Origin of the sequence: Streptomyces sp. Je 1-4 4N24 (genome assembly GCF_026239515.1) — a bacterium.
GTDB lineage: Bacteria > Actinomycetota > Actinomycetes > Streptomycetales > Streptomycetaceae > Streptomyces > Streptomyces nigrescens.
Map to the genome: position 1 here is coordinate 7,516,628 of NZ_CP110836.1, position 21,474 is coordinate 7,538,101.

Genomic DNA, 21,474 nt, shown 5'->3' on the forward strand with positions numbered 1-21,474 from the left:
TGGATCACACCGGTGATCCACTTCTGCGCCCTTGGGGCTCACCCCGCGGTGCGGTAGTGGTCACCGATGCCGCCAGTTCGCGGGAGCGGGGCGCGGTGGCGGCCCGTGCGGGGCCAGGATCAGCCGGGCAGCGGAGTCAGCAGCATCCGCCCGACCAGGCCCACCCCGGCATCCAGCCGCTCGGTGAGCTCCTCGGTCACATCCGGCAGCCGGCGTACGCTCCACAGCGCCCTGGCCGCGACCCAGGCGCCGTCCCTGGCCTTGTCCAGGCTCCACGAACCGATCAGATGCGTCAGCGGATCGGCGACGTCTAGCACATCGGGGCCGGGCATCAGCAGCTCACGGATCCGCTCCTCCAGGCTCGTCAGCACCCCGCCGACCCGGTCGAAGTCGTGCTCCAGCGCGGCCGGTTCGCACTCCAGCGCCCGGCAGGCGTCCAGCACGGCCAGCGCCAGGTCGTGCCCGATGTGGGCGTTGATCCCGGCCAGCGCGAACTGCAGCGGACGCACCCCCGGATGACGGCGGAGCTGGAACAGCGGCCGCCAGCAGGCCGGCGGCCGCAGCCCGGCGGCCGCGGCATCCACCGCGTCGAAGTAGCGCCGCGCGAAGCGGATGTCCAGCTCGCCCGTGGCCGCCGGGTCCTGGAACGTACCGTCCCCGATGCGCCGCGCCACCGCTTCGGTGACGGTCAGATAGACCCCGTTGAAGACGGCCACCCCGTCCTCGGCGGGCAGCCCCGCGGCCAGATCCCGCATCCGCGCCAGCACCTCCGCCACACCCCTGGTGGCCACGGGCCCCGCGCCGGTCGGGGGGCGGGCGGCGCATCCCCCGGTCGGTGCCGTACGGCCGGGGCCGGGACCGGGGCCGGAGCCGGGACCGCCGTATTCCTGAGTCGTCGTCATCCACTCAGCGTGACAGTGGAATTGCGGATAGTGAGGTTTGCCGGTCGTCGATGACCGGAACGGGGTAATGGGCGGCGCGCCCGCTTGTGCCGCGGCCGGCCGTGTCGGCGGCCGACCGTGCCCGCGGCCGGCCGTGCGGCCCCCGGCTGGAAACCTGCATCCCCCGGGCCGCTCGCCTCCCCCTCGGCTTCAGTTTGTCCCGCAGCAGTCGTTCGACTATGAATCACCTCGGCTCTGTGACGTGCAGGGCGTCGCAGAGTGGAGAGTGATCATGGCCGGCTTCGGATGGAAACTGCATGGGGACGGGCGGCATCTGCAGCCCGGCGAGGTGGTCAGACCCGGCGAGCGCCTGACGTGGGGGCGCACGATCGCACTCGGTGCCCAGCACGTGGTGTCGATGATCGGGGCGTGTTTCGTTGCCCCCGTGCTCATGGGACTGGATCCCGGCCTTGCCCTGATGGCGTCGGGCGTCGCCACCGCACTGTTCCTGGTGATCACCCGCGGACGCATCCCCAGCTACCTGGGCTCCTCGCTCTCTTTCGTGGGCGTGTCCGTCGTGATCGCGGGCCAGGGGGGTGACGCCGGCACCCTGACCGGCGCGATGCTCGTGGTGGGTGCCTGCCTGGCCGGCTGCGGCATCGCCATCCATGTCGTCGGGGCCCGGGTGATCCACGCGGTGCTCCCGCCGACCGTGACGGGCGCGGTCGTGATGCTGATCGGCTTCAATCTCGCCCCCGTCACGGCGTCCACGTACTGGCCCCAGGACCAGTGGACGGCGCTGGCGACGATGCTGTTCACCGGACTCGCTCTCGTCGTGCTCCGCGGCTTCTGGTCACGGATCGCCATTTTCCTGGGCCTGGTCTTCGGCTATGCGCTGTCCTGGATTCTCGACCGCACGGCGGGAAAGATTCATTCCGTCAATGGTGCGGGCAAGCTCACGGACCACTGGCGCATCGACTTCTCCGGCGTCGAAAAGGCCGACTGGATCGGCGTTCCCACCTTCCACGCACCGAACTTCTCCGCCTCTGCGGTCCTCGTCGCACTGCCGGTCCTCGTCGCGTTGATCGCGGAGAACGCCGGACACATCAAGGCGGTCGGCGCCATGACCGGTGATCCCCTCGACGACAAGATGGGCATGGCCATCATGGCCGATGGCACCGCAACGGTCCTGTCGACCGCGGTGGGCGGCCCCGCCACCACGACCTACGCCGAGAACATCGGCGTCATGGCGGCCACCCGGGTCTACTCCACTGCGGCCTACTGGGCGGCGGCCGGCTTCGCCCTGCTCTTCGGCTTGTGCCCCAAGTTCGGCGCGGTGGTGGCGGCGATCCCCGGCGGGGTGCTGGGCGGAATCACCGTCATCCTGTACGGCATGATCGGCCTGCTGGGAGCCCAGATCTGGGTGCGGAACAAGGTGGACTTCTCGGTCCCCCTGAACCTCATTCCTGCGGCGGCCGGGATCATCATTGCCATCGGCGGCGTCTCGCTGAAGTTCACCGAGAACTTCGAGCTGAGCGGCATCGCGCTGGGGACGCTCACCGTGCTCACCGGCTACCACTCCCTGCGTTGGCTCTCCGGAGTGGCGGGCCGCCGGGACGCGCCACTCCTCGACGGCGGGACCAGCGACTACAACGAGCCCACTGACGGCGAGCGCTGATGGCCGCATCAACCCGCTCACCGATGTGGTCCCACGGTGCCCGCCGATGCAGGAGTCTCATACGGCGGTAAAAGGCCTGGCGGAGTGGTGCGGTGTGCCGGGACCCCGCGCACCGGTTGCCATGCCTTTCCGGCACGCGGGCAGGAGACAGCTCCACGTCGCACTCTGCCCCTGCAGTTGGCCGAATACGGGCGGGCGGGCATCGGCGAAGTTGTCGTCAACGTCGCGGGCGTGTACTCCGAGCACGGACACCCGGACGCCGTGCAAGACCTCCAGGACATCCTCGCCGCGTGCCGCGTGCCGCGTGCCGCGTGCCGCGTGCCGCGTGCCGCGTGCCGCGTGCCGCGTGCCGGGAGCAGGAGCAGACGCCCGATCAGGTGCGGGTGTACGGGCGTGCCGAGGCGCCGCCCGGCCGTACACAGGGAGGAGACGCACCACGGTGCCCGACGACATCGCCCGCTGGCTGACCGAGCACGCCAGCCCACTCGGCACGCTGACACCCGGCGCTCCCCACCACGACCTCGAATCCCTGGGCACCACCCTGCGGGACGTACGGATCGTCGGCCTGGGTGAATCCACCCACGGCACCCGCGAGTTCTTCCGCCTCAAGCACCGGATCGTGGAATTCCTGGTGCGCGAGGCGGGCTTCACCACCCTCGCCCTGGAAGCCAGCGCATCCGCCGCCCGCGCCCTGGACACCTACGTACGTCACGGCACCGGGGACCCCGCGCGCCTGATCACCCGCCTGGGGTTCTGGACCTGGCGCACCGAGGAGATGCTCGACCTCGTCGAGTGGCTGCGCGCCCACAACCGCGGCCTCCCCGAAGGCCGGCAGGTGCGCTTCGCCGGCATCGATCCCCAGCGCTGCACCGACTCACTCGAGGCGGTCGCCGCCTTCCTGCGCCAGGTGGCGCCCGACCGGGTCCAGGACGTGCGTGAACTGGAGGTGCTGGCGCAGGCCCACCCCGCTTCCCGGCCCGACCCGCAGCAGGCCCTCCTGCACCGCGCCGAAGCACTCGCCGGATTCCTGGCGGACCACCGGGAAAACTTCGCCCAACACACCACAGCGGAGGCCGCGGACGAGGCCCTGGAAGATGCGCGCATCCTCACCCGTGCCGCCGACCTGGTGACCCGCTCTGCGGACCTGCGCTCCGGGGAGAACAGCGTCTTCGCCGTCCGGGACCGCTACATGGCCGACGCCGTGACACGCCTCGTCGACGACAGCCCCCAGGCACGCGTCATCGTCTGGGCCCACAACGGACATCTCGCGAAAGGCACTTACGGCGACGCAGTGCCCGCACTCGGCAGCAGACTCCGGGAACGCTACGGCGACGCCTACTACGCACTGGCCCTGCTCTTCGGCAAAGGCACCTTCCTCGCCCGCCGCGGCAACGACCCACAGGGACCGCCGGTCCGCCACCGCATCGGCACCGGAGCCCGCTCCCTCGAAGCCCGCCTCGCGGCCGCCCTCCCCGGCGACTACTACGCCGACCTGCGCACCGACGGCCCGTCACCCGAAACCGCCCAGTGGCTGCGCGCCCCGCACATGCAGCGAAGCTTCGGCGCCGTCGTGCCACGCTTCGTCTACCGCTTCCACGTGGCGCCGCTCGTACCGGCCGAGGACTACGACGGCATCGCCTTCATCGCCCGCTCCACCTGCTCCCGCCCCCTGCCGTCCCTGGAGACCTGAGCACCCGGGGTACCGGCTCCAAAGACGGCAGGGGGCGGGAGCAGGACGGCAGACCGCCCTCGCAAGGAGGTCCCGCCGGCTCAGGAATCGAGCACGGCGGCGACCGATTCGATCTCTACGAGCTGGTCGTTGTAGCCGAGCACGGTGACCCCCATCAACGTGCTGGGCGCATCGTGGTCACCGAACGCGTCCCGGACCACCTCCCACGCCGTCACCAGGTCTTCCTGCCGGGCGGAGGCCACGAGAACGCGGGTACTGATGACATCGTGCAGCGACGCACCGGCGTCCGCCAGCGCGGTCCGCAGGTTCTCCACTGCCTTGGCCGCCTGCCCCGCGACGTCCCCGATCGCCGCGGTGGAGCCGTCCTCATTCAGGGGACATGCACCGGCGAGGAAGATCAGCCGCGACTCTGCCGGGGCCGTGGCCGCGTAGGCGTACTCGGCAACATCGGACAGGGACGCAGAGCGAATCAAGGTGACGGCACGCGGCATGGGCATTCCTTTTCGCGGTGGATCCGGGACACCCATGACCTTCTCAAGGATCAACTCCGCGTTCGACGCAATTTCCGGGGCGGTGCCGACGGCCTCCCACTACTGCGGTGCGATGGCTTTGAGCCAGTCCTCGACGGCGACCACATCGGCCCACTGAGGGAACAGCCTTTCGGCAGCCGCCCCGTTGCCGGGGCCGCGCCCCGGCTCCTTGGCAGGCCGATGGAGAGCACTGCTAAGCAGCCGCTTACGATGGCTCCGGCTCGTCGCACGAGCCCCACCCATCCCTACAGCACCCTTCGCGCCAACAGCGCCGGCCGGCGCGAGAAACCAGGAGCACCACCCGTGAGCGTCGAACCCCTGCAGACCACCACCGTCCCGTACGGCGAACTGGTCCCCGTCACCGTCCACTTCGACGACCTCGACGCGCTCGGCATGCTCCACAACTCCCGCTACCCGCTGCTCGCCGAGCGCGCCTGGGCGGAGTACTGGCACGACCAGGGCTTCGGCTTCGACGGCGACTGGGCCGCCGCGGGCGACATGTGCAACGTCATCAAGGAGATGCACGTCTCCTACGAGCGCTCGGTCACCCGGCCCGGCCACTACGCGGCGCACCTGTGGGTCGAACGCCTCGGTCGCACCGGCCTCACCTACGGCTTCCGGCTCTGCTCGGCCGACGGCGCCGAGACCTACGCCCGGGGCCACCGGGTGCTCGTCCGCGTCGACGCACAGACGCTGCGCCCCACCCCGTGGTCCGACCGCGCCCGCGCCATCGCCGGCCGGCTGCTCCGGCCGGAGGCCTCGGAAGCGGGCGCGGAGGCCGACGCGGCCTGAACCTCAAGACCGCTCCAGGTCTCCCGTCACCGCGGGGGCGCCGCCCGACGCCGTACGACTCGGCACCCGCAACACCCGCGCGCCCGCCACCAACCCGCACGCCAACGCCGTGACCAGCATGAACGACACCGGCAGCGAGGTCGCCTGGGCGAGCCCGCCGATCGCGGAGGGGGCGATGAGGCCGGAGGTGTAGGTGATCGTGGCGACCCCCGCGATCGCCTGGCTGGGCGCGGGGCCGCTGCGCCCGGCGGCCGCGAAGGCCAGCGGGACCACCACCGCGATCCCGAGGCCCATCAGGCCGAACCCGCCCATCGCCATGGCCGGATGGCGGGCCGCGACGATCAGCAGACCACCGGCCGCGGCCAGCACCCCGCCGGCCCGCACCGTACGCACCGCGCCGAAACGGGCGACCACCTTGTCCCCGGCCAACCGTGCGACGGTCATCGTGCACGCGAAGGCGGTGGTCGAGGCGGCCGCCAGTCCCGCGTCGGTGCCCAGTTCGTCGCGGAGGTAGACCGCCGACCAGTCCAGGCCCGCGCCCTCCGCGAAGACCGCGCAGAACCCTATGGCCCCGATGACCACTGCCGACCGCGGCGGCAGCGCGAAGCGCGGCGGCGGATGCTCCTCGGGGGCGCTGCGCAGATCCAGTACGCCCCGGCAGGCGAGCGCACCGAGCAGGGTCAGTACGAGCGCGGCACCGGCCAGATGGAGCCGGGCGTCCCACCCGGCGTGCGCGGCGACGGTGCCGGCCGCCGAGCCGAGCAGGGCGCCCGCGCTCCACATGCCGTGCAGCCCCGACATGATCGGTTTGCCGAGCCGGTCCTCGGTCTCCACGCCCAGCGCATTCATCGCGACGTCCGACATCCCGGAGGCCGCGCCGTACATCAGCAGTGCCGGGCACAGTGCGTACAGGCCGGGGGAGAGGGCGGGCAGGACCAGCGACAGGGTCCACAGGGCGAGCAGACCGCGCAGTGCGGTGCGGGCGCCGAAGCGGTGGCTGATCCGGCCGGCCAGCGGCATCGCCAGGGACGCGCCGATCGCCGGGAAGGCGAGTGCCAGGCCGAGTTGGCCGGGTGAGATGGCGGTGTGGTCCTGGATCCAGGGGATGCGGGTCGCGAAGTTGCCGGTGACCGAGCCATGGATGAGGAACACCACGGCGACGGACCAGCGTGCGCGGCGCAGCCCGGGGTGGGGGAGTGGGGAGGTGATGTCGTCGGGGATGCCGTTGCCAGCCATGGGCGGTAAATTATCAGGAACCCTGCCTGATAATAAGGGTGTTGGCCCGACCGGATGAAAGAATCCCGCCATGCATCCACCGCGCGCGGCAGCGGCCGGCCGCACCGCCTCCCCGACCACCGCACGGCTGATCAACGATCGCCTGGCACTCCAACTCCTGCAGTCCGAGGGGCCGTTGACGGCAGGTCAGCTCAAGTCGCTGACCGGTCTCTCCCGGCCGACCGTGGCGGACCTCGTCGAGCGTCTCCAGGAGGCCGGGCTGATCACCGTGGTCGGTGAGAGCGGCGCACAGCGGCGCGGGCCCAATGCCCGGCTCTACGGGATCGTCGCCGACCGGGCCCATCTCGTCGGCCTCGATCTGCGGACGCACAGCGTCACCGTCGCGGTCGCCGACCTCCTGGGCCGGGTACGCGCCGAGCACACCGTCCTCATCGACCCGGACGGTGCCCCCGATACGGCCGTCGCCACCGCACTCGCCGCTGTGGACAAGGCCCTTGCCGCGGCGGGCGCACACGCTCCGCACACCGTCGCAGTCGGCGCCCCCGGCCTGGTCGACCCCGCCACCGGGCGGCTCGGCGGCACCGACTGGATCCCGTCCTGGCATGTCGGACTGGTCGGCGCGCTGCGCGCACGGACGGGCGTACCGGTCCTGCTGGAGAACGAGGTCAATCTCGCCGCCATCGCGGAGCAGCGCGACGGCGCGGCCCACGACCGCGACACCTTCGTCCTGCTCTGGCTCGGCCAGGGCACCGGCGCCGCCGTGGTCCTGGACGGCACGCTGCGGCGCGGCGCCTCGGGCGGCGCCGGCGAGATCGGCTTTCTGCCGGTTCCCGGCACCGGCGCACTGCCCTCCGCGAGCGGCTGCGACGGCGGCTTCCACTCCCTGGCAGGCTCCGCCGCGATCTGCGCCCTCGCGGCGGAACACGGCCTGCCGTACGGGGCCGCCGTCGGAACGGAGGGGGCGGACGCACCCTCGTCCGGCCCTGGGGCGAACCAGCTCCCGTCCGACACCGTGGCGAACGCGCCCTCGTCCGCCACCGGGGTCCCCACCGATGCCCCGCCCGCCGAGTCCCTCGTCCGGTCCGCCGTGGCCGCCGGCGACGCCGGTGCCGCCTTCCTCGACGCGCTGGCCGCGCGGATCGCCCTCGGCGTGGCGGCCGTGTGCGCCGTGCTCGACCCCGGGTGTGTCGTCCTCGGCGGGGAGATCGGCCGTGGCGGCGGCGCCGCGCTCGCCGACCGGGTCGCCGCCCATCTGGCCCGGCTCTCCCCGCTGCGCACCGACGTACGCGCCGGGGCGGTCGGCGGACGGGCGGTGCTGCTCGGCGCGGTGCTCGCCGCACGGGACGCCGCACAGAACGAGCTGTTCGGGGCCGCGGGGCCCGGGGGTGTCTCCCCGTCGCTGAGGTGACCCGTCAGGGGGGTGGGAACAGATCCCGTAGGGGGTGCGGACGCCCCTCGCGGGCCACAACGGGCCGGGGGTGGGCGGTATTCCGGACGCCACCCGAACGGGCGGGTGTTGACGCCCTCATCCGCCCATCAGCCCCCACCCGCCCGCTCCGCCAGGAATTCCGCATAGGTGCGTTGCCCGTCGGCGTGTTCCGGGGTCAGGTTTCCGCCGCGGCGCAGGGCGGCGGCGCTCGCGCCCGGCAGCCAGAGCGGGAGCAGGAGCCGGCGCCGTCCGCCCGCCTTCAGCGTGGCCCGTACGAGATCGTGGGCGCTCAGTACCTCGGGGCCGCCCATGTCCGGGACCCGGCCGGCCGGGTCGCCGGCCGCCAACTCGGTGAGGCGGGCGGCCACTTCGCGTACCTCGACCGGCTGCACCCGTACCCCGGTCGGCACCGGCAGCACCGGCGACCGGGCGCCCGCCTTGATGAGCTGTAGCACCAGATCGTGGAACTGTGTCGTGCGCAGCACCGTCCAGCCGAGGCCGGAGTCCTCGATCAGCCGCTCCACTGCCAGCTTGGTGCGGTAGTAGCTGAGCGGCACCCGGTCCACCCCGACGATCGAGATGTACACCAGGTGCGGGATGCCCGCCGCCTTCGCCGCCTGGACAAGCCGCCCGGCCGCCTCCATGTCGCCGCCGGCCGGCGTCGTGGCGCAGTGCACGATCGTGTCCACGCCCGCCATCGCCTCGGGCAGCCCCGTGCCGTCGCGCAGATCGACCGCGTACGACCGCGGCCGGGGCCGCTCCGTGCCGGTGTGCGGCCGCCGGCTCAGTGACCGGACGTCATGGCCGTTGTCGAGCAGCCGGTCCACCAGGGGCCGCCCGAGTGTGCCCGTGCCGCCGGTCACCAGAATTGTCGCCATCACGGATCAGTCCTTGAGGGGAGAAGGGAGGGGGACGTCTCCGCTATGACGCCTCACGCGCGCGGTCTGTGACACGGGTGGCGCGCCGGGGGCTGTGAGGCAGCCCACAGGGCTTCGCTCGCATGGGCGACGACGCGGCGTGGCAGACTGAAGCTGTACTGACATAAGAGCAGCAGCGCACTCCGGGGTCGGTGTAATTCCGAACCGGCGGTAACAGTCCGCGACCCGTCCGCAGCCAGCGGCCGGTTGAGCAGGTGAAATTCCTGCACCGACGGTGAAAGTCCGGATGGGAGGCAGTGCGCGGCGGGCGAGCTTCGGTACACCGCCGTCGGCGGCGCGTCCGGTTATTTTCCCGGGCGGTCCGCGTATTTCCGGCCGCGGTGTTCCCGTGGCGTCGTTTCCGCTTCTGTCGTCCAGACAGCCCCGGAGTCCGTGCCCTGAGAGGCAGGAGGACCCGGTGGCCACCGCAGCCCCCGTCGAGATCGCGGCGATGCGCCGAGCCATTGAGCTCGCCGCGCGCGGGCTCGGGCACACCAGCCCCAACCCCGTGGTCGGCTGTGTGGTCCTGGACTCCGCCGGCCGTACGGCCGGTGAGGGCTGGCACCAGCGGGCCGGCGGGCCACACGCCGAGATCCATGCCCTGCGTGCCGCGGGCGAACGCGCCCGGGGCGGCACCGCACTGGTCACTCTCGAACCCTGCAACCACACCGGCCGCACCGGCCCCTGCGCCCAGGCGCTGATCGACGCCGGGGTCGCCCGCGTCGTCTATGCCGTCTCCGACCCCAATCCGGCCGCCACCGGCGGCGCCGTCACCCTGGCCGAGGCCGGGATCGACGTCGAGGGCGGACTGCTCGCCGACGAGGCCGCCGCCGGCAACGAGGCCTGGCTGACCTCGGTGCTGCGCCGCCGCCCCTTCGTGCTGTGGAAGTACGCCGCGACCCTCGACGGCCGGATCGCCGCCGCCGACGGCACCAGCCGCTGGATCAGCTCGCCCCGGTCGCGTGCCGATGTGCACCGGCTGCGGGCCGCCGCGGACGCCGTGATCGTCGGCTCCGGCACCGCCCGCGCCGACGACCCGCAGCTCGGCGCCCGGATCAGCGGGCTGTCCGACGACGAGATCAGCCAGCCGCTGAGGGTCGTCGTCGACTCCGGCGCCACCGCCGTCAAGGCCGGCGCCCGCGTCCTGGACGGCACCGCGCCCACCCTCATCGCGGTCGCCGAGGACGCCGACGCCGGTCACCTCGAAGGCCTCGCCCCGATCGTCCGGCTGCCGCGCGCCGCCGACGGGCGCGGGCTGCACATCCCCGCACTGCTCCAGGCCCTGTACGCACGTGACGTGCGCTCCGTGCTGCTCGAAGGGGGCCCCACCCTCGCCGGTGCCTTCCTCGCCGCCCAGGCCGTCGACAAGGTCGTGGGCTATCTCGCCCCGGTCCTGCTCGGCGCCGGACCGGCCGCCGTCGGCGACGCCGGAATCACCACCATCGCCCAGGCGTTGCGGCTCGACGTGACCGACACCGAACGGCTCGGACCCGACCTGCGCATCACCGCCACTCCCATCCGCCACGCCCTCCACGAGGAGAACTGAAGTGTTCACCGGAATCGTCGAAGAACTGGGTGAGATCGTCGCCGTCGAGAACCTCGGTGACGCCTCCCGGTTCCGACTGCGCGGACCCGTCGTCACCGAAGACGCCAAGCACGGTGACTCGATCGCCGTCAACGGTGTCTGTCTGACCGTTGTGGAGACCGCCGACGGTGAATTCACCGCCGATGTGATGGCCGAGACCCTCAACCGCTCCAGCCTCGGCGCGCTGGCCACCGGCTCGCGGGTCAACCTGGAGCGCCCGATGGCGCTCGGCGGGCGGCTCGGCGGACACCTCGTCCAGGGCCATGTCGACGGCACCGGCACGATCCTGGAGCGCACCCCCGGCGAACACTGGGAGATCGTCAAGATCGCGCTGCCGGCCGCGCTGTCCCGCTATGTCGTCGAGAAGGGCTCCATCACCGTCGACGGCGTCAGCCTCACCGTCGTCGACGCGGCCGACGACTACTTCACCATCAGCCTCATCCCCACCACCCTCGCCCTGACCACCCTGGGCATCAAGAAGGCCGGCGACCCGGTGAACCTGGAGGTCGACGTCCTCGCCAAGTACGTCGAGCGGCTGCTCGGGCGAGGTGCCGACGGCAGTGCGGACCTCAAGGACATCGAGGAGATCAAGGAGATGGACCGGTGAGCGTCCTCGACACGCTGAACGGTGAGGCCTTCACGGCCCTCGGGCAGCACGTCATCTGGTCCGACATGATCGGCAACACCATCGGTCTGGCCGCACTGGCACTCGGCTGGCGGCGCTCCATCTGGACCTGGCCCGCCCAGTTCCTCTCCGGTGCCGTCCTCGTCGCCGCCTATGCCTCCGCCCACCTCAGCGGCGGCGTCGGCAAGCAACTCCTCGTCATCGGCGTGGCGTTGTGGGGCTGGCGGCAGTGGCAGCGCGGCCGGCAGCAGGCCCAGGACGGCTCCATCGCCGTACGCTTCGCCGGCTGGCGCGAGCGCGGCCTGCTGCTCGGCGGCACCGCCGTGGGCACCGCGGCCGTCGGCACCCTGTTCACCCTGATCCCGCAGCTGTCCTGGAACCCCTGGCCGGACGCCTACATCTTCGTCGGCACGCTCACCGCGATGGTCGCCCAGGCCCGCGGCCTGGTCGAGTTCTGGTTCGCCTGGCTGCTGGTCGACGTCGTCGGAGTGCCGCTCGCCTTCAGCAGCGGGCTCGCCTTCTCCGGCCTTGTCTACGTCGTCTATCTCGCCCTCGTCGTGTGGGGCCTGCGCGACTGGTGGCTGCGCTCGCGTGCGAGCGGCCACCCCGTCCTGGAAGGAGCAGCGGCATGACCGCACTGCAGAGCTGGTACGACGAGGCCGCCGCGGCACTGGCCCTCGACCCCGTCGAGCAGGCCATCGCCGATATCGCCGCCGGCCGCCCCGTGGTCGTCGTGGACGACGAGAACCGCGAGAACGAGGGCGACCTCGTCATCGCCGCGGAGAAGGCCACCCCCGAGATCGTCGCGTTCATGATGAGCGAGTGCCGCGGGCTGATCTGCGCCCCCATGGAGGGCCCGGAGCTGGAGCGGCTGGAACTCCCGCAGATGGTCGAGCACAACACCGAGTCGATGCGGACCGCCTTCACCGTCTCCGTCGACGCCACCGCCGCGCACGGCGTCAGCACCGGTATCTCCGCCGCCGACCGCGCCACCACCCTGCGGCTGCTCGCCTCCGGGGAATCGGTTGCCGGTGACTTCGTCCGGCCCGGCCACATCTTCCCGCTGCGCGCCCGGCCCGGCGGGGTGCTGGTCCGCAACGGCCACACCGAAGCCGGTGTCGACCTCGCCCGGCTGGCCGGACTGCGCCCGGCCGCCGCCATCGTGGAGATCGCGGGCGAGGACGGCACGATGCTGCGGCTGCCGGAGCTGGTGCCGTTCGCCCGTAAGCACGGACTGTCGATCATCTCCATCGAGGACCTGATCGCCTACCGGCAGTCGTCCGAGCCCACCGTCCGCCGCGAGGCGGAGACCCGGCTGCCCACCGCACACGGCGAGTTCACCGCCTACGGCTACCGCTCCACCGTCGACGGCGTCGAGCACATCGCACTGGTCGCCGGCGAGCTCGGCGACGGCGAGGACGTCCTGGTCCGGGTCCACTCCGAGTGCCTGACCGGCGATATCTTCCACTCGCTGCGCTGCGACTGCGGCCCCCAGCTGGAGGCCTCGCTGCGGCAGGTCTCCGAGGCCGGACGCGGTGTGGTGATCTACCTCCGCGGCCACGAGGGGCGCGGCATCGGCCTGCTGTCCAAGCTGCGCGCCTACGAACTCCAGGAGCGCGGCCGGGACACCCTCGACGCCAACCTCGAACTGGGGCTGCCCGCCGACTCCCGCGACTACGCCGCGGGCGCGCAGATGCTCCAGGACCTCGGGGTGCGCTCGCTGCGCCTGATGACCAACAACCCCGAAAAGACCGCTGCCCTGGTGCGGCACGGCCTGCGGGTCTCCGGCCGTGAGCCGATGCCCGTCCAGGCCGGGGAGCACAATCTGCGGTATCTGCGCACCAAGCGCGACCGGATGGGGCACGATCTGCCCTGGCTGGAACCCGGTGCGGGCACCATCCCCCAAGCTCTCGAATCTGCGCGAGCAGGGGAGTTCCCCCTCACCGGAGCGGCCTACGCCGCGCCCGCTTCCGCGACCACCTGCGACAACCAGTAGCCACCCGGCACGACGTCACCACCACCCAGCACACCACCAGCACATCACCCGAACGAGGAGAACCGTGAGCGGCAAGGGCGCACCCGAACTGACCGTGAAGAACTGTGGCGACCTGCGGGTGGCCGTCATCGCGGCGCAGTGGCACCAGCAAGTGATGGACGGCCTCGTGGACGGCGCGCTGCGCGCCCTCACCGAGCTCGGTATCGACGAGCCGACGCTGCTGCGGGTGCCCGGCACCTTCGAGCTGCCGGTCGTCGCCAAGGTCCTGGCCGGCCGCGGCTATGACGCGGTGGTCGCCCTCGGCGTGGTCATCAGGGGCGGCACCCCGCACTTCGACTACGTCTGCCAGGGCGTCACCCAGGGTCTGACCCAGGTCTCGGTGGACACCGGCGTACCGGTCGGCTTCGGCGTGCTGACCTGCGACACCGAGCAGCAGGCCCTGGACCGCGCGGGCCTGGAGGGCTCCACCGAGGACAAGGGCCACGAGGCGGTCACGGCCGCGGTCGCCACCGCCGCGACGCTGCGCACCGTGTCCGAGCCCTGGCGCTGAAGCCCGCCCGTCACCCGCCGCGAGCCGTCGGCCGAGCCGCGGCGCCCGCCCGTCACCCGCCACCACCCTTCAGTCGAGCCACTGCGCGGCGCTGTGACATAACCGCGTAGGGTGGTCACCATCATGTCCAAGAAGACGTTCGAGGAGCTCTTCTCCGAGCTCCAGCAGAAGGCCGCCACCGGCGACCCCACCACCTCCCGTACCGCCGAGCTGGTGCAGGCAGGTGTCCATACGATCGGCAAGAAGGTCGTCGAGGAGGCCGCCGAGGTGTGGATGGCCGCCGAGTACGAGTCCGACGAGGCCGCCGCCGAGGAGATCTCCCAGCTCCTCTACCACCTCCAGGTCATGATGGTCGCCAAGGGAATCTCCCTGGACGACGTCTACGCCCACCTCTGATCCACCCCCACGCACACCCAACACCGCTTAGCTGCAAAGGAACTCGCTCTCATGCTGCGCATCGCTGTCCCCAACAAGGGTTCACTGTCCGAGCCTGCGTCGGCGATGCTCCATGAGGCCGGCTACCGCCAGCGCAAGGACCGCAGGGAACTGGTCCTGGTCGACGCGGAGAACGAGGTCGAGTTCTTCTTCCTGCGCCCGCGCGACATCGCGGTCTACGTGGGCTCCGGCAAGCTCGACATCGGCATCACCGGCCGTGACCTGCTGCTGGACTCCGGCTCGCCGGCCGAGGAGATCCTCCAGCTCGGCTTCGCCGGCTCGACCTTCCGCTACGCCACCCGTCCGGGCACGGCCAAGGAGGTCACCGACTTCGGCGGCATGACGATCGCCACCTCCTTCTCCGGCCTGGTCCGCCAGCACCTCGCCGACAACGGCGTGGACGCCTCCGTCGTCCACCTCGACGGCGCCGTGGAGACCGCCATCCAGCTCGGCGTCGCCGAGATCATCGCGGATGTCGTGGAGACCGGCACCACCCTGCGCAACGCCGGCCTGGAGATCATCGGCGAGCCGATCCTGAAGTCCGAGGCCGTCGTCATCCGCGGCACCGGCGCACCGGACGACGACCCGAAGGTGCGCCAGTTCCTGCGCCGTATGCAGGGCGTCCTGGTGGCCCGCCGGTACGTGATGATGGATTACGACATCCGGGTCGAGCACGTCGAGAAGGCCGTCGGCCTCACCCCGGGCCTGGAGTCGCCGACCGTCTCCCCGCTGCACCACGAGGGCTGGGTCGCGGTCCGCTCGATGGTCCCGTCCAAGGACGCCCAGCGCATCATGGACGAGCTCTACGACCTCGGCGCCCGCGCGATCCTGACCACCGGCATCCACGCCTGCCGGCTCTGATCCGCGGCCCCCGGCCACCTGCCCGTACGCACCGCACCACCCACGACGGAAGACCGACGACGTGTCCGCGCCCCTGCCCAGCCTGCCGGTGACCTTCCGGCCGACCCGCACCCGGGTCGTCCTGTACTCCGTGGGCCTCGCCCAGCTCGCCGCCCTCACGGCGATCGCGCTGGCGCTGCCGAAGCTGAGCGGCGGCGAGCGGCTGAGCTTCGTCCTCACCGGACTGCTGGTGCTGGCCGTCCTCCTGCTGCTCGGCCGCCCGAAGGTGGTCGCACGGCAGGAGGGCATCACGGTGGTCAACCTCACCACCAAGCGCGAACTGGCCTGGGCGCAGGTCCTGCGGGTCAACCTCCGGGCCGGCGACCCCTGGGTCCATCTCGACCTCGCCGACGGCACCAGCCTGCCCGCCATGGGCATCCAGCCCGGCATCGCCAGGGACCAGGCCATCCGGGACGCCCGCGCGCTGCGCGACCTCACCGAGAAGCATGGTGCTGTCGACCACACGGCCGGGTGAGCCTGCCCTAATCCGGGCCCCGCTGTTTACTCTGTTCTCCGGGGCGCGCCCTGCGCCCCGCCCCTCAGTGGGACCACTGCGACCCGAGGAGTGACTCCCTCCGGCAATGGACGGATCGTCCTGTAGTACCTGCGCCGCCCCTCCCCAACCCCCGCATACCACGGAGGCGGCGGCATGACCGGCCCCCTGCTGCTGCTCACCGCGGCTCTCGTCCTGATCCTGGCCAACGGTTTCTTCGTCGCCGCCGAGTTCGGACTCGTCACCGTCGAGAAGGCGGACGCCGAGCGCGCCGCGGCCGACGGCGACCGCCGCGCCCACACCGTCGTCTCCGCGCTCCGGGAACTCTCCTTCCAGCTGTCCGGCACCCAACTGGGCATCACGATCACCTCCTTGGTGGTCGGTATGCTCGCCGAGCCCGCGCTGGCCGAGCTGCTGTCCGGCCCGCTGCTGGCCATCGGCCTGCCCGAGGGCGTGGTCCCCGGCACGGCGGTGGTGATCGGCATGCTGCTGGCCTCCGCCGTCCAGATGGTCATCGGCGAGCTGGTCCCCAAGAACTGGGCGGTCTCCAAGCCGTTGCCCGTCGCCCGCGTCGTGGCCGGCCCGCAGCGGGCCTTCTCCCGCTTCTTCCGCCCGGTGATCACCCTGCTGAACACCGTCGCCAACCGCCTGGTGCGGATGCTGGGCGTGGAGCCGACCGATGAGCTGGCCTCCGCCCGCACCCCCGGCGAACTGGTCTCGCTCGCCCGGCACTCCGCCCGCGCGGGCGCGATCGAGCAGGACACCGCTGACCTGTTCGTGCGCACCCTGTCGCTGGGCGATCTGACGGCGGAGAACGTCATGACGCCGCGAGTGAGGGTGAGCGCGCTGCAGGCATCCGCGACCGCCGAGGACGTGGTGAACCTCACCCGCGCCACCGGCCTCTCCCGTTTCCCCGTCTACCGCACCCGCCTCGACGAAATCGTCGGGATGGTGCACCTCAAGGACGCGCTGGCGGTCCCGGAGCACGAGCGGCTGCGCATCCCGGCGGCACGGATCGCGGTACCGCCGCTGCTGGTGCCCGAGACCCTGCCGGTGCAGCCCCTGCTGGAGCGGCTGCGCAGCGAACAGCCGATCGCGGTGGTCGTCGACGAGTACGGCGGCACGGCCGGTGTGGTCACCCTGGAGGACATCATCGAGGAGCTGGTCGGCGAGGTCCGCGACGAGCACGACGGGGTGGACCTGCCCGAGCTGGTCCAGGCCCCGCCCGAGGAGGGCCGCCCCGCCTGGGACGCCGACGGCGGCTGCCGGGTGGACACCCTGCGCCGGATCGGCCTGGACGCCCCCGAAGGACCGTACGAGACGGTGGCAGGACTGGTGGCACACATACTCGGCCGGATCCCGGCCCCCGGCGACATCGCGGAACTCGACGGCTGGCGGCTGCGGGTGCGGCTGGTGTCGCACCACCGCGCCGAGCGGATAAGGATCGTCCGGACCGCGACCGTCACGGTGCCCGCCGCCCCCGAGGCGCCCCGTGAGCCCGTCGTGGTCGGCGCGGAGGTGGCCCGGTGACACTGGTCCAGCTCCTCTTCGCGGTGCTGCTCGTGCTCGCCAACGGCTTCTTCGTCGGCGCCGAGTTCGCCCTGGTCTCCGTACGCCGCAGCCAGATCGAACCGCTGGCGACCGCGGGCTCCAGCCGTGCCCGGCAGGTGCTGCACGGTCTGGAGAACCTCCCGCAGATGATGGCCGCCGCGCAGTTCGGCATCACCGTCTGCTCACTGACGCTCGGTGCGGTCGCCGAGCCGACCGTCGCCCATCTCCTGGAACCGCTCTTCGAGGCGATTCACCTCCCCGCCGCCCTGGTCCACCCGCTCGGCTATGTCATCGCCCTGGCGCTGGTGGTCTTCCTCCACCTCGTCATCGGCGAGATGGTCCCCAAGAACCTGGCGATGGCGGCGCCGGAGAAGACCGCCCTGTGGTTCAGCCCCGGTCTGGTCGCCTTCGCGCGGCTGTGCCGCCCGGTCACCGCGCTGCTCGGGGCCTGCGCCCGCGGAGTGCTGCGGCTCTTCCGGGTGGAGCCGAAGGACGAGGTCGAGGCGGTCTTCACCAGCGAGCAGCTGACCCACCTCGTCGAGGACGCCGGGCAGGCGGGCCTGCTGGAGCCGGCCGAACAGGAACAGCTCTCCGACGTCCTGGAACTGGGCAGCCGCCCCGTCACGGACGTCCTTCTGGACCGGGCGGGACTGGTCACCGTCGAACCGACCGTGACGCCCCGCCAGGTGGAGGGGCTGACCGTACGGACCGGGTACTCCCGCTTCCCGGTGTGCGCCCCCGGCGGCGCGTACATGGGCTATCTCCACGTCAAGGACGTCCTTGACCTGGAGGAACGGGACCGCGCAGTGCCCCAGCGCATCTGGCACCCGATGACCACGCTCCGCGCCGAACTGCCCCTGGACGACGCACTGACGGCGATGCGCCGGGCCGCCTCCCATCTGGCGGCGGTCGCCGACGCGACCGGCCGGGTGCTCGGCCTGGTCGCCCTGGAGGACGTCCTGGAGATGCTCGTCGGCGAGGTCCGCGACCCGGCCCACCGCCGGGCCCCGGCGGCCCGCGGCCCCAGGCGCGCGGGAGACCGGGTCAGCGAGCCCCGCGAGGAGACCCCGCTGCCGGCGGAGGAGCGCGCGCTGGCCCGCTAACGAGCTCGTGAGGGCGAATCCGCCCGCCCGATGCCTAGAAGTCCGGTCCCTTCGGCGGCCGCCCCTGGATGTCCGGACCGCGGCCGGAGAAGACCTCGCCGTAGGCCTGCATCAGATCGGGCAGCCGGAGGGTGGCGAGGTCGTCGCGGGTGGGGGTGCCGCGCCAGGTGGAGAGCCGCAGATCGCGGTAGGCGCAGCTCTTCTCGTAGAGGGTGCGCAGAAAGCGGCCGTTGCCCAGCTCGTCGATCCAGCCCTGCTCGACGACATGGCCGCTGATGCTGCACAGCTCGTCGCGGGCCTCCTCGTCCCAGCGGTCGCCGTTCTCCGCGGCCAGCACCTCACCGATGGCGGTCAGCTCCAGCGGCCGGTAGCTGGGGAAGTCGACGCGGCTGGTGAAGCGGGACGAGAGCCCCGGGTTGGCGGCCAGCAGCCGGTCCATGCCCTCCGGGTAGCCCGCCAGGATGACGACGAGCCGGTCGCGGTTGTCCTCGGCGCGCTTGAGCAGCACCTGCAGCGCCTCGTCACCGTAGGCGTCGCCCTTGCTGTAGCCGGAGTTGGACAGGCTGTACGCCTCGTCGACGAACAGCACCCCGCCCAGTGCCGAGTCGATCAGCTCATTGGCCTTGACGGCGGTCTGGCCGAGGAACTCGCCGACCAGATCGGACCGCTGGGCCTCCACGAGATGGTCGCCGCCGAGGAGCCCCAGGGCGTAGAAGACCCGCCCCAATATGCGGGCCACGGTGGTCTTGCCGGTGCCGGACGGCCCGGAGAAGACGAAGTGCCGCTTGGGCGGCTGCACCGGCAGCCCCTGGCCCGCCCGCAGCCGCGCCATCCGCAGCTGGGCCGACAGCGCCCGCACCTGCCGCTTGACCGGCTCCATGCCGACCATCCGCTCCAGCTCCGCCAGCGCCTTCTCCAGCAGCACCGGATCGGCGGGCCCGGCGGGCAGCCGCTCGGCACCGCGCGGCACCGGCGCCGTCGCCTTGACCCGGGCTGCCGCGTCGCCCCCGGCCGGCGTGCCGCCCACCTCGCCGTCCGGCCCGTCCGCCTCGCCGGTCACCAGCAGCTCACGGCCGTCAGCCGGATCGAGCGGGGCCGGCGGCTCCGGATCGCCGCCGGCTTCCTGACCGAGGCCGGCGGCGGAGACCGTCGCGAGATCGGAGCCCTCGTCCAGGCCGTCCCCCTCCGCGATGGCGGCGAGCCGCGCCGCGGTGTCCATGAACGCCGGGTCGACCCGGTGCACGGCACGGTAGAGGGGGAGTGCCGCGGCGCTGCGGCCGGTGCCCTCGTGGGCGCGGGCGAGCCAGTAGCGCAGCTCCTTGCGCTGCGGCTGCTCGCTGCGGCAGCGCATCAGCGCGGCGGCCAGCAGCGGCTCGGCCTGCCCGTACATCTCCAGCCGCACCCGCGCCATGCCGCCGAACAGCCCCGCCTCGATGCCCAGCACCGGGTCGGTGAGCAGCGGCTCGGTGTGCCGTACGAGCTGGTCCCAGTCCTTGACGAGATAGGCGCGGCAGGCGTGCAGAAAGCGCACCTGGGGGTCGGTGTCGACGGGCGGGCAGCCGGCCAGCGCCTGGTCCAGCTCGGCGACATGGCGGCCGTCGAGCCAGTGGGAGGCGTGCGCGAGCAGCAGATCGCGGCCCGTCTCCAGCACCGGCTGGACCCACCAGCCCAGCCAGTACCAGGAGTTGAGGGTGCGTCGGTGGCGGGCGCGCATCTCGCCGAAGCGGTCACGGTGCCGGTGCATCCGCAGCAGCGCGATGGAGGTGTCGGCGCGCAGTGCGTGCAGGCCGAGCCAGGCGTCGGCCATCGTCGGATCGAGTCGTACCGCGGCCCGGAACTCCTCCTCCGCCTGCGGATAGGCGCCCACGGTGTAGGCGTCGACCGCGCGCAGCCAGGCGAGCTCGGCCGGGGCGGGCGAACCCTGAGTGCCGAAATCCATCCCGTCCCCCCATAAAACGTCCCCCGTGTACCGCCGGGCGAGTGCCCGGCCGCGGCTCCCTAACCGGCATACGGCGGACGGGAGTTGACCGTCTCCGCGCACACCTCGGTCCCTGGCCTGCGGTGGCACGGACTCGCATGGTACCTGCGGGATCGGTGCAGTCCGTAGAGGGCGGTACGGGGCAAGAGCGGACGACCGGGCAGGGCGCGACGGCGTGAAGAGTGCGGTGACCCAGGGTGAGGGAGAGAGGGAGCCCGGCGGCGGCACGGGCCGGTTTTGCACAGAACGAAGCCCCCGATCACGGGGGAACAACCGGGGGCTTCGCATCTGTGGGCGGTCCGTAGAACCGCACATTCAGAACGTAAGTCCTGTACGCCCCCCAGGTCAAGCCGAGTTGAGGCACTCGGCGGGACCCTGTCGGCGTCGCTGGGCGCGTCGGCCGTGGTCCACTACGGAGCGTGAAATGCGGGGCCGCTCAGGGTGTTCCGGAAGGTCCCACGATCACCTCGTAGCCCATCTGCCCCTGGTGCACCAGGAAATCGGCGTACGGGCGCGAAGGATCCGCTGTGAAGTGCGCGCGCTCCGCCGGAATCCAGCCACTCCAGAACGCGGAGAGCCCTGGCCCGTCCCGGAGTTGACCCCTTTCCCAGGAGTGCTCGCTCGTCAGTTCCATCCACAGCAGGCACGCCAGATACGGCCGCAGCGCCCGCCGGCCCGCGCCCACGCCTTCGACCAGCACCAGCGGCGCGGGCGCGAGCGCACGCTCCTCGGTGAAGGCCCCGCGCACCCAGTCGTAGACGCCGTAGCGCGCCGTCCGGCCCCGGGACAGCGGCGCGAGGATCTGGGCGTTGAACCGCTCACTCCAGGCGAACAGCTCCTCATGGGTGGCGAGGTCGTCGGTGTGCACCACCGGCACTCCGCCCAGCTCCTCGGCCAGCCGCCCGGCGAAGGTGCTCTTGCCCGACCCCGCGTGCCCGTCCACCGCGATCAGCCGCACCGGGCCGCAGGAGGGCGGCGCGGTGCGCAGCCGGGCGGCGAGCGAAGCCAGGTCACGGTCCATTGCGCCAGCGTACGCGCGGGGCCCCGGCCCCTCCTCATGCCAGTGGTCCGCACCAATATTCCTCCGGCGACGCGCGTCGTAGCG

At 72.1% G+C, this 21,474-nt stretch carries 20 protein-coding genes, 1 pseudogene and 1 riboswitch; of the genes and pseudogenes, 14 read left to right on the forward strand and 7 right to left on the reverse strand.

Annotated elements, in window-relative coordinates; genetic code table 11:
* Positions 1–119: 119 nt before the first annotated feature.
* Positions 120–755, reverse strand: a complete 636-nt coding sequence (locus SLV14N_RS32915) for a DUF5995 family protein (RefSeq protein ID WP_208688206.1) — start codon at positions 753–755, stop codon at positions 120–122.
* 418 nt (positions 756–1,173) lie between these two features.
* Here SLV14N_RS32915 and SLV14N_RS32920 point away from each other — a divergent pair, with 418 nt between their 5' ends.
* Both SLV14N_RS32920 and SLV14N_RS32925 read left to right on the forward strand, forming a co-directional pair.
* Entirely contained in the window at positions 1,174–2,559 is a 1,386-nt protein-coding gene (locus tag SLV14N_RS32920; RefSeq protein ID WP_263272271.1) for a uracil-xanthine permease family protein, read from the forward strand.
* Between the two features lie 439 nt (positions 2,560–2,998).
* Positions 2,999–4,249, forward strand: coding sequence for an erythromycin esterase family protein (locus SLV14N_RS32925; RefSeq protein ID WP_263272273.1), 1,251 nt, complete (start codon positions 2,999–3,001; stop codon positions 4,247–4,249).
* An 80-nt stretch (positions 4,250–4,329) separates the two neighbouring features.
* On the opposite strand, the gene SLV14N_RS32930 is transcribed toward SLV14N_RS32925, so the two are convergent.
* Positions 4,330–4,740 carry a RidA family protein gene (locus SLV14N_RS32930; RefSeq protein WP_263272274.1) on the reverse strand — a complete coding sequence of 137 codons (411 nt, stop codon included), beginning with the start codon at positions 4,738–4,740 and terminating at the stop codon, positions 4,330–4,332.
* Between the two features lie 99 nt (positions 4,741–4,839).
* Positions 4,840–4,911 (reverse strand): annotated as a pseudogene (locus SLV14N_RS38870) (cysteine hydrolase); the annotation flags it as partial.
* Between the two features lie 171 nt (positions 4,912–5,082).
* Between SLV14N_RS38870 and SLV14N_RS32935 the strand changes: the two are divergent.
* Positions 5,083–5,571, forward strand: coding sequence for a thioesterase family protein (locus SLV14N_RS32935; protein WP_263272276.1), 489 nt, complete (start codon positions 5,083–5,085; stop codon positions 5,569–5,571).
* 3 nt (positions 5,572–5,574) lie between these two features.
* On the opposite strand, the gene SLV14N_RS32940 is transcribed toward SLV14N_RS32935, so the two are convergent.
* Positions 5,575–6,807, reverse strand: a complete 1,233-nt coding sequence (locus SLV14N_RS32940) for an MFS transporter (RefSeq protein ID WP_208686008.1) — start codon at positions 6,805–6,807, stop codon at positions 5,575–5,577.
* A gap of 70 nt (positions 6,808–6,877) precedes the next feature.
* Between SLV14N_RS32940 and SLV14N_RS32945 the strand changes: the two genes are divergently transcribed.
* Positions 6,878–8,215, forward strand: a complete 1,338-nt coding sequence (locus tag SLV14N_RS32945; protein WP_263272277.1) for an ROK family transcriptional regulator — start codon at positions 6,878–6,880, stop codon at positions 8,213–8,215.
* A gap of 128 nt (positions 8,216–8,343) precedes the next feature.
* Here SLV14N_RS32945 and SLV14N_RS32950 read toward each other — a convergent pair whose 3' ends face one another.
* The gene (locus SLV14N_RS32950; protein WP_208686010.1) at positions 8,344–9,114 is read right to left on the reverse strand and encodes an SDR family oxidoreductase; all 771 of its coding nucleotides are present in this window, start codon (positions 9,112–9,114) and stop codon (positions 8,344–8,346) included.
* 173 nt (positions 9,115–9,287) lie between these two features.
* Positions 9,288–9,418: riboswitch (FMN riboswitch) on the forward strand.
* A 153-nt stretch (positions 9,419–9,571) separates the two neighbouring features.
* Here SLV14N_RS32950 and ribD point away from each other — a divergent pair.
* The 10 genes from ribD (at position 9,572) to SLV14N_RS33000 (ending at position 18,391) form a co-directional block, all read left to right on the forward strand.
* Entirely contained in the window at positions 9,572–10,699 is a 1,128-nt protein-coding gene (gene ribD / locus SLV14N_RS32955; RefSeq protein ID WP_208686011.1) for a bifunctional diaminohydroxyphosphoribosylaminopyrimidine deaminase/5-amino-6-(5-phosphoribosylamino)uracil reductase RibD, read from the forward strand.
* A 1-nt stretch (position 10,700) separates the two neighbouring features.
* Positions 10,701–11,345 carry a riboflavin synthase gene (locus SLV14N_RS32960; protein ID WP_208686012.1) on the forward strand — a complete coding sequence of 215 codons (645 nt, stop codon included), beginning with the start codon at positions 10,701–10,703 and terminating at the stop codon, positions 11,343–11,345.
* Positions 11,342–11,995: a nicotinamide mononucleotide transporter family protein gene (locus tag SLV14N_RS32965; RefSeq protein WP_208686013.1), complete on the forward strand. Its 654-nt coding sequence runs from the start codon at positions 11,342–11,344 to the stop codon at positions 11,993–11,995. Before SLV14N_RS32960 ends, SLV14N_RS32965 begins: the two co-directional genes overlap by 4 nt.
* Entirely contained in the window at positions 11,992–13,359 is a 1,368-nt protein-coding gene (locus tag SLV14N_RS32970; protein WP_263272279.1) for a bifunctional 3,4-dihydroxy-2-butanone-4-phosphate synthase/GTP cyclohydrolase II, read from the forward strand. Before SLV14N_RS32965 ends, SLV14N_RS32970 begins: the two co-directional genes overlap by 4 nt.
* Positions 13,360–13,423: 64 nt before the next feature.
* Positions 13,424–13,909: a 6,7-dimethyl-8-ribityllumazine synthase gene (ribH, locus tag SLV14N_RS32975; RefSeq protein ID WP_018087562.1), complete on the forward strand. Its 486-nt coding sequence runs from the start codon at positions 13,424–13,426 to the stop codon at positions 13,907–13,909.
* 123 nt (positions 13,910–14,032) lie between these two features.
* A complete protein-coding gene (locus SLV14N_RS32980; RefSeq protein WP_026169269.1) occupies positions 14,033–14,305 on the forward strand; it encodes a phosphoribosyl-ATP diphosphatase in 273 nt (90 codons plus the stop codon).
* A gap of 51 nt (positions 14,306–14,356) precedes the next feature.
* On the forward strand, positions 14,357–15,205 hold the full coding sequence (gene hisG / locus SLV14N_RS32985; RefSeq protein WP_018087560.1) for an ATP phosphoribosyltransferase: 849 nt from the start codon (positions 14,357–14,359) through the stop codon (positions 15,203–15,205).
* A gap of 61 nt (positions 15,206–15,266) precedes the next feature.
* Positions 15,267–15,719, forward strand: a complete 453-nt coding sequence (locus SLV14N_RS32990; RefSeq protein ID WP_018087559.1) for a PH domain-containing protein — start codon at positions 15,267–15,269, stop codon at positions 15,717–15,719.
* A 174-nt stretch (positions 15,720–15,893) separates the two neighbouring features.
* The gene (locus tag SLV14N_RS32995) at positions 15,894–17,267 is read left to right on the forward strand and encodes a hemolysin family protein (RefSeq protein WP_208686016.1); all 1,374 of its coding nucleotides are present in this window, start codon (positions 15,894–15,896) and stop codon (positions 17,265–17,267) included.
* Positions 17,264–18,391, forward strand: coding sequence for a hemolysin family protein (locus SLV14N_RS33000; RefSeq protein ID WP_263272283.1), 1,128 nt, complete (start codon positions 17,264–17,266; stop codon positions 18,389–18,391). Before SLV14N_RS32995 ends, SLV14N_RS33000 begins: the two co-directional genes overlap by 4 nt.
* Positions 18,392–18,425: 34 nt before the next feature.
* Here the strand turns inward: SLV14N_RS33000 and SLV14N_RS33005 are convergent, their stop codons facing one another.
* Both SLV14N_RS33005 and SLV14N_RS33010 read right to left on the reverse strand, forming a co-directional pair.
* Complete coding sequence (locus SLV14N_RS33005) at positions 18,426–20,330, reverse strand: AAA family ATPase (protein WP_263272285.1); 1,905 nt, start codon at positions 20,328–20,330, stop codon at positions 18,426–18,428.
* A 475-nt stretch (positions 20,331–20,805) separates the two neighbouring features.
* Positions 20,806–21,390 carry a uridine kinase gene (locus tag SLV14N_RS33010; protein ID WP_263272286.1) on the reverse strand — a complete coding sequence of 195 codons (585 nt, stop codon included), beginning with the start codon at positions 21,388–21,390 and terminating at the stop codon, positions 20,806–20,808.
* Between the last annotated feature and the right edge of the window lie 84 nt (positions 21,391–21,474).